Source organism: Mycobacterium sp. KBS0706 (genome assembly GCF_005938675.2).
Taxonomy (GTDB): Bacteria; Pseudomonadota; Alphaproteobacteria; order DSM-16000; family Inquilinaceae; genus Inquilinus.
Map to the genome: position 1 here is coordinate 1 of NZ_VCCH02000152.1, position 12,061 is coordinate 12,061.

Consider the following 12,061-nt stretch of genomic DNA (forward strand, 5'->3'; position numbering starts at 1 on the left):
TTGGGGAGAGGGAGGGGCCCGCCGCGTTGGCGGCGGGAGGGTGAGGGGGCTGGCGCGGGACGAAGCAACGAAGTGCTACGGCGCGATCCGCTCCGCCGCCACCGTCCTGCCGTCGATCGTGCCGGTGATGCGGGCGACGGCGTCGGTGTCGCGGTCGTTCCAGGCCAGGGCCAGCGTGCCCGTCGCCGCGCCGGCAAGAGTAAGGTCCGCGGTGACGTCGCCGGTCGACTGGTCCCAGCGGATCGTGCCCGACACCGCCAGGTCCTCGGCCCAGCGGACCTGGTCGAGGGTGAAGGCGAAGCCGGCATCGAAGGCCTCGAAGGCGAAGGTCCCGCCGCGCAGCCCGACGCCGCTGCCGCCGCTGTTGACGAAATAGCGCGCCAGCACGTCGCCCGCGGTCTCCGCCGCCGCCGAGGCCAAGTGGAGGTCGGCGTCGGTTCCGGCATTGCCGGAATCCGCCGTGGCCGGGGCGACATCGGCCGCCTTCACCGCGAAGACCGGCACGGTGCGGATCGGCCGGATCCGCTGGGTGCAGGAGGTGTCGCCGGCATCGCCGCCCGAGCGCACGAAATTCAGCACGATCGGGGCGACGCAGCCGGTGGCGTCGGCGCCCTTCGGCGGCACGAAGATCGCCTGGTCGGTGATCGCTGTGATGTGAGTCAGGTTGCGCACCGGCACATAGGTCGCGTCCGGGAACAGCCGCGCCGTCTCCAGCCCCTCGATCGGCGAGGTGATGCTGTCGAGGTCGCCCGACAGCACCAGGGTCGGCACGTTCGGGAAGGACACCTTCGGGTCGGCGGCGCTGGTCGGGACGACACCCTTCGGCGGTGCCGGCCAGTCGAGGCACAGGTCGCGCCGCTCCCATTTGTGCGGCGAGGTGTCGACCTCGGCGATGGTGAAGGGGGTGTAGACCCCAGGCTCCGCCTGCTGCTTCTGGGCCGTGGCACGCATCAGCTGGCGCCGCCGCTCGGCCCGCGACGCATCGGCGCGGAACAGCCGCGGATAGTCGCTGCAGACCACCGCGACATAAAGCGCGGTGGAGAAGGCGACCGGGTCGGCGCCCGGCGTGTTCCAGGACGCGGCCTCGGCCATCAGCCGGTGCAGCGGCGCCGGGTCCTTGGCGTCCAGCCAGGCGCGGGCCGCGGCGTCCAGGTCGCGGTAGAAGGTCGGGCTGCCGCCGGCGCTGTTCATGGTCAGGAACAGGGTCGAGGCGTCGACCGCGATGCCGACGGTGTTGCCATCGCCGTCCGGCGCCTCGGCCTTGCCCGGCTTGGCCCGTAGCGCCGCCGCCAGCCGCTCGATCCGGTCGAGCGAGCGGCCGCCCAGCGCCCGGCAGCTCGGTGAGCGCCGGCACACCAGCTCGAATCCGTCCCGGATGGTCGTCCATTCGGTCTCGAACCAGGGCGACAGGCCGATGGTTGGATAGACGCTGTCCAGCACGATGGTGCGCAGCCGGTCCGGGTGGCGCTGGGCGAAGACCTGGCCGAACCAGGTGCCGTAGCTGTCGCCGTAATAGTCGACCTTGCCAATTCCCAGCGCGTCCAGCACCGCCGCCACGTCGTCGGCCGCGGGCGCCGTGCCGTACATCCAGGCGGCGGGGCCCAGCTGCTTGGCGCAGGCGGCGATCGCGGCGGGCACGAACTCGCCGGCCTCCTGCAGCGCCTGGCACTGGATCGGGTCGGACAGGCCGGTGCCCCGCTTGTCGACCAGCAGCACGTCGCGCCGGCCGCGCAGCGGCTCGAACAGCCGCAGATAGCCCTCGCGCGTGCCGGTGGAGGAATAGCCGGGCCCGCCCTCCTGGGCCAGGACCACGCCCTCGGCCGGCTGGCCGGCGTCGTGGTGCGGGTAGAACTCGAAGCCGATCGTCACCGTGCCGGGCAGTTTGCCGGCGGGATCGAGGGGCCGGCTGATCGTGCCGCAGAAGCCGCCGAAATCCGGCTGGCAGGCGGTCAGGGTGACGCCGCCGACCTGGATCGTCGCGGCCGGCGCCTCGGCTGGAGCGGGTGCGGTCTGCTCCTGGGCCATGGCACCGCCGGTGGCGGTCAGCAGGGCCGCGGCGGCCCACAACCTGCCGAACATGCTCCCCCGCATGAGCCCCCCCTTTGTCGTTGGCTCCGGCGGCCGCTTGGCCGCTCGCCGTTACAAGGTGCGGTGCCGGGCGCGCGACCCGCGTTCGATCGCCGCCGCCACCAGCCGGTCGACCTCGAACTTGTCGCGCATCAATTCCAGCAGGCGCAGCTCCGGCTGGCTGGCGCGGCCGTCCGCCGCCACCGAATCGCAGGCGACGGCATAGGCGGTCTCGCGCAGATGCTCCGGCAGCGCCTCGGCGATGATGTCGAGGGCGTTGTCGATGCCGTCATCCTCCTGCAGCAGCTCGATGCAGTCGCGGGTCAGGTCCGGAATGCGATCGATGTCGAAGTCGCGGAACACCGGCAGGAACCGCACCATCTCCGACAGCGTCTCCAGCTCCGCATCGGTCATGTTCGTGTCGGCCACGGAGGCGAGCACCATGGTGTAGATCAGGGCGCCGTGGGCGTCGGTCGTCATGGCAGTCTCCGCTGGCCTGCGAGTCGCGGGAAAGGATCGTCCCGGATATGGCGCGGAACGCCGCGGGGCGTCAAGGCGACCGGCCGGCTGATGGTGTGACCGGCAGCCTCTCCCGGCAGCATGCTCTTTTGCAACCCAGCCTTCCCCCACCGCGCTTCCCCGCCTCGGCCGGGCATGGCATGAGGGCGCGATGCAGGCGGTCATCAACGTGGCGTTGCCGGTCTTCGGCGTGATCTTCCTCGGCGTCTTCGCCGGGCGCATCCGGCTGCTCGGCCGCGCCCAGTCCGAGGCGCTGAACGGCTTCGTGTACTGGATCGCGCTGCCGGCGCTCTTGTTCCTGGCCATGGCCCGCACCCCGGTCGCCGAGATCGTCAATCTCAACTTCGTCGGCGCCTTCCTCGGCGGCGTCCTGGCCGTGTGGCTGCTCGGCTCGGTCCTCGGCGCCCTGATCCACCGCGCCGATGCCGGCGAGGCGACGATGCAGGGCATGAGCGCCGGCTTCTCCAATACCGGCTATATGGGCATCCCGCTGTTCGCCGCCGCCTTCGGCCCGGCCCGTGGCCTGCCGCCGGCCTCGTTGGCGACCGTGATCATGAGCGTCGCCTGCGTCGGCCTCGCTGTGATCGCGCTCGAGCTGACCGGCAGCCGCAACCGCGGCATCTTGGCCGCGCTGCGCGACGTGGCGTTGGCGCTGCTGAAGAACCCGCTGGTGGTGGCGCCGGTGCTGGGCGTCGTCTGGTCCTGGGCCGGCTTCGCCGTGCCCACGCCGCTGGCGACGCTGCTGTCGCTGCTCGGCGCCGCGGCCAGCCCCTGCGCGCTGTTCGCCATCGGTCTGTTCATGGCCGGGCAGGCGCTGCGCACCGGCCTCGGCGAGGTCGGCTGGATCTCGGTGCTGAAGCTCGTCTGGCAGCCGCTGATCACCTGGGGCCTGGCCGCGACCGTGTTTCCGATGGACCCGTTCTGGACCGCCAGCGCCGTGATCCTGGCGGCGCTGCCGACCGGCGCCCTGACCTTCGTCGTCGCCCAGCGCTACGGCGTCTATGTCGAGCGCAGCTCGGCGGTGATCCTGGTTTCGACCGTGGTCTCGGTGCTGACCCTGTCGCTGCTGCTGGCGATCTATGCGCCGCAATTCCCGGCCGGCTGAGCCCCGGGCGAAAACAAACAAAATTTGCCTCAAACGGGCGGTGCAGGATCGCGAAACCTGATGTTACTCTCCGGGAAACAGCCGAAGCCGGGAGGACCCCTGGATGCGTGACGACGGCCCGATCCGCCAGCTTCCCAAGCGCACGATCGCCCTGGTCCTCGCCGGCGGCAGGGGCAGCCGGCTCAAACAGCTGACCGACCGCAGGGCCAAGCCCGCGGTCTATTTCGGCGGCAAGTTCCGGATCATCGACTTCGCCCTGTCGAACTGCATCAATTCCGGCATCCGACGCATCTATGTGCTGACCCAGTACAAGTCGCACAGCCTGCTGCGCCACCTGCAGCGCGGCTGGGGCTATCTGCGCGCAGAGATGCATGAGTTCGTCGACCTGCTGCCGGCGCAGCAGCGGGTGGACGAGGCGATGTGGTACCGCGGCACCGCCGACGCGGTCTGGCAGAACCTCGACATCTTCGAGGCCGAGGGGCCGGACCACGTCCTGATCCTGGCCGGCGACCACGTCTACAAGATGGACTACACGGCGATGGTCGAAGACCATGTCCGCACCGGCGCCGACGTCACCGTCGGCTGCGTCGAGGTGCCGCGCATGGAGGCGACGGCCTTCGGCGTGATGCATGTCAACGACCAGTGGCGGGTGACCAGCTTCCTGGAGAAGCCGGCCGATCCGCCGCCGATGCCGGGCCGGCCGGACACGGCGCTGGCCAGCATGGGCATCTATGTCTTCAGCATGCGCTTCCTGGCCGAGCAGCTGCGCCGCGACGCCGCCGACCCGACCTCGGAGCATGATTTCGGCAAGAACATCGTGCCGTTCCTGGTCGACACCGCCCATGTCCGGGCGCACCGCTTCTCCGAGAGCGCGATCCCGAACCCGAGCTATGCCGAGCCCTATTGGCGCGACGTCGGCACCATCGACGCCTATTGGGAAGCCAATATCGACCTGACCACGGTGACGCCGGCGCTCGACCTCTATGACCGGGACTGGCCGATCTACACTTATCAGGAGCAACTGCCGCCGGCGAAGTTCGTGTTCGAGGACGGGGCGCGGGTCGGCAAGGCGGTGAACAGCACGGTGTCCGGCGGTTGCATCGTCTCCGGCTCCACCGTCCGGCAGTCGGTGCTGTTCTCGAAGGTGCGGGTCAACTCCTTCGCCCGGCTGCACGAGGCGGTGGTGCTGCCGGAATGCGATATCGGCCGCCACGCCCGGCTGACCCGCGTGGTGATCGACCATGGCGTGAAGATCCCCGAAGGGCTGGTGGTCGGCGAGGACCCCGAGCTCGACGCCCGCCGCTTCCACCGCACCGAGGCCGGCATTGTCCTGATCACCCAGCCGATGATCGACGCGCTGGAGTGAGGCCTCGCCGACCTGTCCCTTCACCGTCATTCCCGCGAAAGCGGGAATCTCTCGACCACCCTTCTGCCCGCACGGTAAGAGATCCCCGCTTTCGCGGGGATGACGATCCTTTTCGAGGCGGAGGGTTGGCCGCATGAAAATCCTGCACGCGGTGTCGGAGATCTATCCGCTGGTCAAGACCGGCGGCCTGGCCGATGTCGCCGGGGCGCTGCCGCCGGCGCTGGCGACGGCCGGGGTCGCGGCCCGCATCCTGGTCCCGGCCTATCCGGCGGTGCTGCAGGCGATGCGGCGGCCGGAGGTGGTGCTGGAGGATCCGGCGCTGTTCGGCGGCGGCCCGGCGCAGGTGATGCTGGCCGAGCTCGACGGCATCGCCGTCCCCGCCTATGTGCTCGACTGCCCCGGCCTGTTTGCCCGGCCCGGCAACCCCTATCTCGGCCCCGACCGGCAGGACTGGCCGGACAACCACCGCCGCTTCGCCGCCCTCGGCTGGGCCGCTTCCCGCCTCGGCCTCGGCGCCGACCCGCGGTGGCGGCCCGACATCGTGCACGGCCATGACTGGCAGGCCGGCCTGGCCCCGGCCTATCTCGCGTTCCAGGCTGGCGGCGTACGCCCGCGCACGGTTACGACGATCCACAATATCGGCTTCCCCGGCTGGTTCCCGGCCGCGACGGCGGTTGAGCTCGGCCTGCCGCCCGAAAGCCTGTCGATCGGCGGGCTGGAATATTTCGGCGGCGTCGGCTTCCTCAAGGCCGGGCTCTCCTATGCCGACCGCATCACCACGGTCAGCCGCACCTATGCGCAGGAGATCCAGACGCCGGACTACGGCTATGCCCTGTCCGGGCTGCTGGCGGCCCGCGCGTCCGATCTGGTCGGCATCGTCAACGGCACCGATTACGGCGTCTGGGATCCGCGCCGTGACCCGCACCTGCCGGCGCCCTATGGCCCGGACGACCTGTCCGGCAAGGCACGGTCGAAGGCCGCGCTGCTGCAGGCGTTCGGCCTGCCGGAAGACGACGGCTCGCCGCTCTTCGCCATGGTGAGCCGGCTGACCGGGCAGAAGGGCTGCGACCTGCTGCTCGACGCCATCCCGGCGCTGCTCGCGGGCGGCGGCCGGCTGGTGCTGCTCGGCTCCGGCGACGCCGGGCTCGAGGCCGGCTTCCAGACAGCGGCGGCGGCCCATCCCGACCGCGTCGCCGTCCGCATCGGCTATGACGAGGCGCTGTCGCATCTCTTGCAGGCCGGCGCCGACGTGCTGCTGGTGCCGTCGCGCACCGAGCCCTGCGGCCTGACCCAGATGTACGCGCTGCGCTACGGCACCCTGCCGCTGGTGCGCCGCACCGGCGGCCTGGCCGACACCGTGGTCAATGCCAGCCACGACGCCATCGTCGAGGACCGCGCCACCGGCTTCAGCTTCGACGACCCGACCGCGCTGGCGCTGGCCGGCACCATCAGCTGGGTCTGCGGCCTGTGGCGCGACCGCGGGCTGTGGGCGCAGCTGCAGCGCCGCGCCATGGCCCAGGATTTCAGCTGGGACCGCGCGGCCGTCGACTACATCGCCCTCTACCGCGACCTGCTGGCGACGCCATGACCGAGGAGACGGGCACGATCCTCGCGGCCGATGGCACGCCGGTCGCCTGGCACCGCCGCGCTGGCCGGTCCGATGGCCGGCCCGGCCTGGTGTTCTGCGGCGGCTTCCGCTCGTCGATGGCGGGGGAGAAGGCGACCTTCCTCGACGGCTTCGCCGCCGACCGCGGCCTCGATGTCCTGCGCTTCGACTATCGCGGCCACGGCGCCTCGGGCGGCACGTTCGCCGACCTGACCTTGGGCGACTGGATCGCCGACGCGCTCCTGGTGCTGGACCGGCTGACCGACGGGCCGCAGATCCTGGTCGGCTCGTCGATGGGCGCCTGGGTCGCGACCTGCGCCGCCATGGTCCGGCCGGGCCGGGCGGCGGGGCTGGTCGGCATCGCCTCAGCACCCGACTTCACCGAGGATCTGATGCTGCCGGCGCTGGGCGAGATGGATCTGGCCCGGATGCGCCGCGACGGCTTCGTCGACCGCCCCTCGGCCTATGGCGACGGCCCCTACCGCATCACCTGGCGGCTGATCCGGGAGGCGCGCTCGCATCTGCTGCTGCGCGGCCCGGTGCCCTTCGCCGGGCCGGTGCGCCTGCTGCACGGCATGGCCGACCCCGACGTGCCCTGGCGCCAGAGCCTCAGGCTGGCCGAGGCGCTGACCGGCCCGAATGTCCGCTTGACCCTGGTCAAGGACGGCGACCACCGCCTGTCCCGGCCGCAGGACCTGGCGCTGCTGGGGCAGGCGGTTATGGAGGTGGTGGCCGTGGCCTGAACTCAGCCCGGCACCAGGCTGCGCGCCGCGGCGATCCAGGCGTCGAGCTCCGGCTCCGTCGCCGGCACCAGCCCGGCCAGGGCCTGGCGGCCGTCCGGGGTCGCGGTGCGGGCCAGCAGCGTCTCGGCGTCGAGCACGCCGACATAGTTCAGGTCCCGGGCCCGGGCCGCAGGGATGCCGGGCACCCGGCCGATGGCGACGGGCTTGGCCTTGGCGCCCGGCGGGCCGCCGCGGCTGGCCGATGTCGCCTGCGGCGGCCAATGCGCCGGATACCAGGCCGGCGCCGTCCCCGCCGCCGTCATCAGCGACTGCAGGGCATTGTCCAGCACGGTCTGCTGCGCCAGCCCCCGGCCGGCGATGTTGCGGTTCTCGCCGGGATCGGCGGTCAGGTCGTACATCTCCCAATCCGCGTCGGACCAGCCGCTGCCGGCGCTGGTCACCGACTGCAGATAGACCGAATAGACCCAGTCCTTCGACCGGATCGTCCGGATGACGCTGGGGTTGGTCTGGTCGTTGATGTCGTCATAGGTGAAGTGGACATAGTCCTGCCCCGGGGCCGAGGGATCGTCCAGCACGTCGCTCAGGTCCTGGCCGACGAAGCGGCCGGCGAAGTCTCCGGCCACGCCCAGCAGGCTGGCCAGGGTCGGCGCCAGGTCGACCGTGCTGGCCAGCGCCTCGGTGGTCTGGCCCTGGGGCCAGGCGACGGGGTTGGAGAACACCAGCGGCACATGGGTGCACTGGCCGTAGGCGTTGACGAACTTCTCGACCAGCCCGTGCGACAGCGCCATCTCGCCATGGTCGGCGAAGCGGATGATCAGCGTGTCCTGCCGCTGGTCCTGGCTCATCACGCCGAGGATGGTGCCGATCTGCCCGTCCACATACTGCATCAGATAGGCGTAGAAATTGACCAGGTCCTTCGGCTTGGCGCCGGACGTCTTCATCGCCTGCCAGGAGGCGTAGCTCTGGCCCCGCGGCATGGCCAGCGGGCTCTCGTCCCTGTCGTCGGGCAGCGGCGCGTCCAGCGACTTGTAGGCGTTCGCGTCATAATAGGTGCCGTCCTGGGCCAGATAGGCCAGGTGCACGTCATGCGGGTTGACCAGCGAGACCACCAGGCACCAGGGCCCGTCCGGCGGGTTCGCCAGGAAGGCCTGGGCGTTCCCGACATAGCGCTGGTCGTTCTGGTTCTGCGTCGTCGGCCCCTGGGTGCCGCCGCCCAGCGTCGTGGTCGACAGGTTCAGCCCCGCATCCGGCGGGTCCCAGGTGATGTCGGTGCCGGCGACGCGATAGGTCCGGAACCCCCATTGCGCCAGCGAGCCGTCGGTGGCGCCATGCTCGTTCTGGCCCAGCAGATGCCATTTGCCGATCCAGTAGCAGTTGTATCCCGCCTGCCCCAGCACGGTGGCGAGGTTCGGCCGGCTGTCCGGCAGCGGCAGGGTCGAGCTGCCGGTCGTCGTGCAGCCGGTGACGATCGGGTACTGGCTGGTCAGGAAGGTGGCGCGGCTCGGCGCGCACATGCAGGCGCCGGTATAGGCGTGCTCGAAGCTGAGGCCGTTGGCCGCCAGCGCCTGCATCGCCTTGAGCTTGCCGCCCAGGGTGGCGCGGTAGCTCGCCGGCCATTCGGACAGGGCGCGCTCCTGGTCGGTGATCAGGATCAGGATGTTGGGCTTGTCGCCGTTCGCAAACAGATCGCTGATGGGCACGATGTCGCTCCGCGCTGGGATGGGCACGACGTGCAGGGGATCTGACTCTATCCGAAGATGGTCCTACGCTTCGGCGCCCGGCGCCAGGAATTCTTTCGTGATCGCCACCGCCTCGGCCAGGCCGATGCGCTGGACCTCGACGCCGGGCGGGAAGGCGGTGCACAGCCGGGTCGGCATCATCGGGTCCAATAGCACGAAGACGCCGCGGTCGTCGGCCCGGCGCACCAGCCGGCCGAAGGCCTGCTTCAGGCGGAAGCGGGTCTGCATGTCGGTCCAGCGCTGCCGGCCGAAATGGCCGCCGCGGGCGCGCGACAGGATGTCGGGCCGCGGCCACGGCACCCGGTCGAACACCATCAGCCGCAGCGCCCTTCCCGGCACGTCGACGCCGTCGCGCACCGCATCGGTGCCCAGCAGGCAGGCATCGGTCTCGCCGCGGAAGATGTCGACCAGCGTGCCGACATCCATACCGTCGAGATGCTGGGCGTAGAGCGGCAGCCCCGCCGCCTGCAGCGCCGGGGCCAAAGCGTGGTGCACCGCGCGCAGCCGGCTGACCGCGGTGAACAGCCCCAGCGCGCCGCCGCCCGCCGCCAGGAACAGCTCGCGATAGGCGGCGCCCACCTGCTCCAGGTCGTCCTTGCGCACGTCGCGCACGATCAGCACCCGGGTCAGGGACGGATAGTCGAAGGGCGAGGCCACCTGGGCGCGGATCGCCGGCCGCGGCAGGTGGCCGGCGCCCGTCCTGTCCTCCGCCGCCCGCCAGTCGTCGGGGTCGTCGCCGGCGCCGTCGGTCAGGGTGGCCGAGGTGACGACGACGCCATGCGCCTGCCGCACCAGCGCGTCGACGAAGGGCCGGGTCGGGTCGACATGGTGGCGGTAGAAGCCGAAATCGAGCTCGCGCCCCTCCACCCGCTCGACCCCGAACCAGTCGACCAGCCAGGGCGGCGTCGGCTCGCTCAGCGAGGTCAGCATGCCGCGCCAGCCGCCGATCTCCATCTTCGCCCGCCGGTCCAGCGACCGGGCGGCGGCGTCCAGCCGCTGGCGCTGGTTCGGGTCCAGCGACCCGGCCTCCTCGTCCAGCCGGTCGCGGAACGACTTCGCCAGCGCCTGCAGCGGCGCCTGCAGCTCGGCCAGGGCGGCGTCCAGCGCCAGGGCGGCGTCGACCAGCCCCTCCACCGGATCCGTGGTGTCGCATTCCAGGCTGTAGGGCCCGTCGGCGCCTTGGGCCCGGGCATAGACCTGGGTGCGGGTCAGCGCCAGGAAACGCTCGGCCGGCCCGCGCGGCTCGTCGCCATGGATGCGCCGGCCCCAGCCCGGCCCGGGCAAGGCGCGGGCGGCGCGCTCGATGTCGTCGACCATCGCCAAGGCCTCCTCGCCCGGCAGCAGGTCCTCGACCCGGCGCTTCAGCCCGCGGCCGCGGCTGGCCCGGCGCCCGCCCTCCTCATGGCCCAAGAGCCAGCGCCGCAGGTCGGTGGCCTCCATCCCGGTCAGGTGCCCGGCGAAGGCGGAATCCGCCGCCTCGAACAGGTGGTGACCCTCGTCGAAGACGAAGCGGCTGGGTGCATCGCGGTCGTCCACCCCGCCCAGCGCCGCCTGGATCATCACCAGGGCGTGGTTGGCGATGACGATCTGCGCCTTGCGCGCCCTTCGGATGCCGCGCTCGATGAAGCAGCGGCTGTAATGCGGGCAGCCGGAATGGATGCATTCGCCGCGCCGGTCGGCCAGGGCCAGGCTGTTCGGGCGGCCGATGATGTCGGCCAGCCAGCCCGGGAAGTCGCCGCCGGTCAGGTCGCCGTCGCGCGTCGCCGCCGCCCAGCGCGCCATCAGGCCCAGGGGCACCGCGTCGCGCGGGTTCAGCGCCAGGCCGCGCACCGCATCCTCGTAGTTCAGCAGGCACAGATAGTTCTCGCGCCCCTTGCGCAGCACCACCTGGCGGGCCTTGAGCACCGGGTCCGGGAACAGCCGGTCCATCTCGCCGTCGATCTGGTGCTGCAGGTTGCGGGTGTAGGTCGACACCCACACCGGCGCGCCGTTCTTCTGGGCCCAGACCGTGGCCGGGGCCAGGTAGCCCAGGGTCTTGCCGGTGCCGGTGCCGGCTTGCGCCAGCACCACGGTGGGCTCGTCCGGCGCCGGGCGCGGGGCGAAGGCGGCGCTGACGGCGCCGGCATAGTCGCCCTGCTGCGGCCGCGGCTCGGCGCCCTGGCCCAGCATCTGGGCGAGGCGGGCGCGGGCCTCGCGCGGCTCGACCCCGTGCTGCGACGGCGGCGGGTTCGGCGGCTCGGCCTCCCATTCCGGCAGATGGGCCCAGACCTGGTAGGCGCCGCGCTTGCGGTGGTCGTCGACCGGGGCGCGCAGCCCCAGTGCCCGGGCCACGAAGGGCGCCCAGGGCCAGCCGGCCTCGCCCATCCGCGCCGCCAGCGCCGCCGGGTCGCTGCGCTCGTCCGCCGCCGGCACCGACAGGCCGCGCAGCAGCGTCTCGGCCAGGCGGGGCAGGGCGATCGCCGCATCCTCCAGCGATCCCGGCACCGGCAGCCCGAGGGCCGCGGCCAGGCCGCGCGGCGTCGGCGCCGAGAACCGGCCGGGCCGGGCGAAGGCGAACAGCTCCAGCAGGTCGAAGGCGCCCAGCACCTCCAGCCCGCAGCGCCGCCCCACCGCCTTGGCGTGGCACAGCAGCAAGGGCGGCCCGTCGACCCGCCGGCGCAACGCTGCCGGGTCCAGCGTCACCAGCTCGCCATCGGCGGTCAGCAGCACGCCGCCCTCCGGCGCCAGCACCAGCGGCTCGGCATCCGGCAGCGTCAGGGAGAGGGCAGGGGCGACCATGCGCGCACTATAGGGGCGCGCCGCGCCGGCACCAGCCCCGACGATGCCCGTTGGTCACGAATTGTTCCTGCGACCGACTCGCCCCTTCTACTCTCCCCCTCCCCTCGCGGGAGGGGGTTGGGGGAGGGGGGGGTCGAT

8 protein-coding genes are annotated in these 12,061 nt (G+C 71.9%); 4 read left to right on the forward strand and 4 right to left on the reverse strand.

Annotated elements, in window-relative coordinates; all coding sequences use genetic code 11:
• Positions 1-75 precede the first annotated feature (75 nt).
• Together FFK22_RS38830 and FFK22_RS38835 are read right to left on the reverse strand one after the other, a co-directional pair.
• Positions 76-2,091: an alpha/beta fold hydrolase gene (locus tag FFK22_RS38830; protein ID WP_138893228.1), complete on the reverse strand. Its 2,016-nt coding sequence runs from the start codon at positions 2,089-2,091 to the stop codon at positions 76-78.
• Positions 2,092-2,139: 48 nt separating this feature from the next.
• Positions 2,140-2,547 (reverse strand): tellurite resistance TerB family protein, encoded by a 408-nt coding sequence (locus FFK22_RS38835; protein ID WP_186002902.1) that lies wholly within the window; start codon positions 2,545-2,547, stop codon positions 2,140-2,142.
• A 190-nt stretch (positions 2,548-2,737) separates the two neighbouring features.
• Between FFK22_RS38835 and FFK22_RS38840 the strand changes: the two genes are divergently transcribed.
• The 4 genes from FFK22_RS38840 (at position 2,738) to FFK22_RS38855 (ending at position 7,406) form a co-directional block, all read left to right on the forward strand.
• Complete coding sequence (locus FFK22_RS38840) at positions 2,738-3,691, forward strand: AEC family transporter (RefSeq protein WP_138893226.1); 954 nt, start codon at positions 2,738-2,740, stop codon at positions 3,689-3,691.
• A gap of 103 nt (positions 3,692-3,794) precedes the next feature.
• Entirely contained in the window at positions 3,795-5,057 is a 1,263-nt protein-coding gene (gene glgC, locus FFK22_RS38845; RefSeq protein ID WP_138893225.1) for a glucose-1-phosphate adenylyltransferase, read from the forward strand.
• A gap of 133 nt (positions 5,058-5,190) precedes the next feature.
• Positions 5,191-6,645: a glycogen synthase GlgA gene (gene glgA / locus FFK22_RS38850; RefSeq protein WP_138893224.1), complete on the forward strand. Its 1,455-nt coding sequence runs from the start codon at positions 5,191-5,193 to the stop codon at positions 6,643-6,645.
• Positions 6,642-7,406 (forward strand): alpha/beta hydrolase, encoded by a 765-nt coding sequence (locus FFK22_RS38855; RefSeq protein ID WP_138893223.1) that lies wholly within the window; start codon positions 6,642-6,644, stop codon positions 7,404-7,406. The genes glgA and FFK22_RS38855 overlap by 4 nt, the downstream gene beginning before the upstream one ends.
• 2 nt (positions 7,407-7,408) lie before the next feature.
• On the opposite strand, the gene FFK22_RS38860 is transcribed toward FFK22_RS38855, so the two are convergent.
• The gene (locus tag FFK22_RS38860; RefSeq protein ID WP_186002903.1) at positions 7,409-9,106 is read right to left on the reverse strand and encodes a sulfatase-like hydrolase/transferase; all 1,698 of its coding nucleotides are present in this window, start codon (positions 9,104-9,106) and stop codon (positions 7,409-7,411) included.
• Between the two features lie 63 nt (positions 9,107-9,169).
• Entirely contained in the window at positions 9,170-11,923 is a 2,754-nt protein-coding gene (locus tag FFK22_RS38865; RefSeq protein ID WP_138893221.1) for an ATP-dependent DNA helicase, read from the reverse strand.
• Positions 11,924-12,061: the final 138 nt, after the last annotated feature.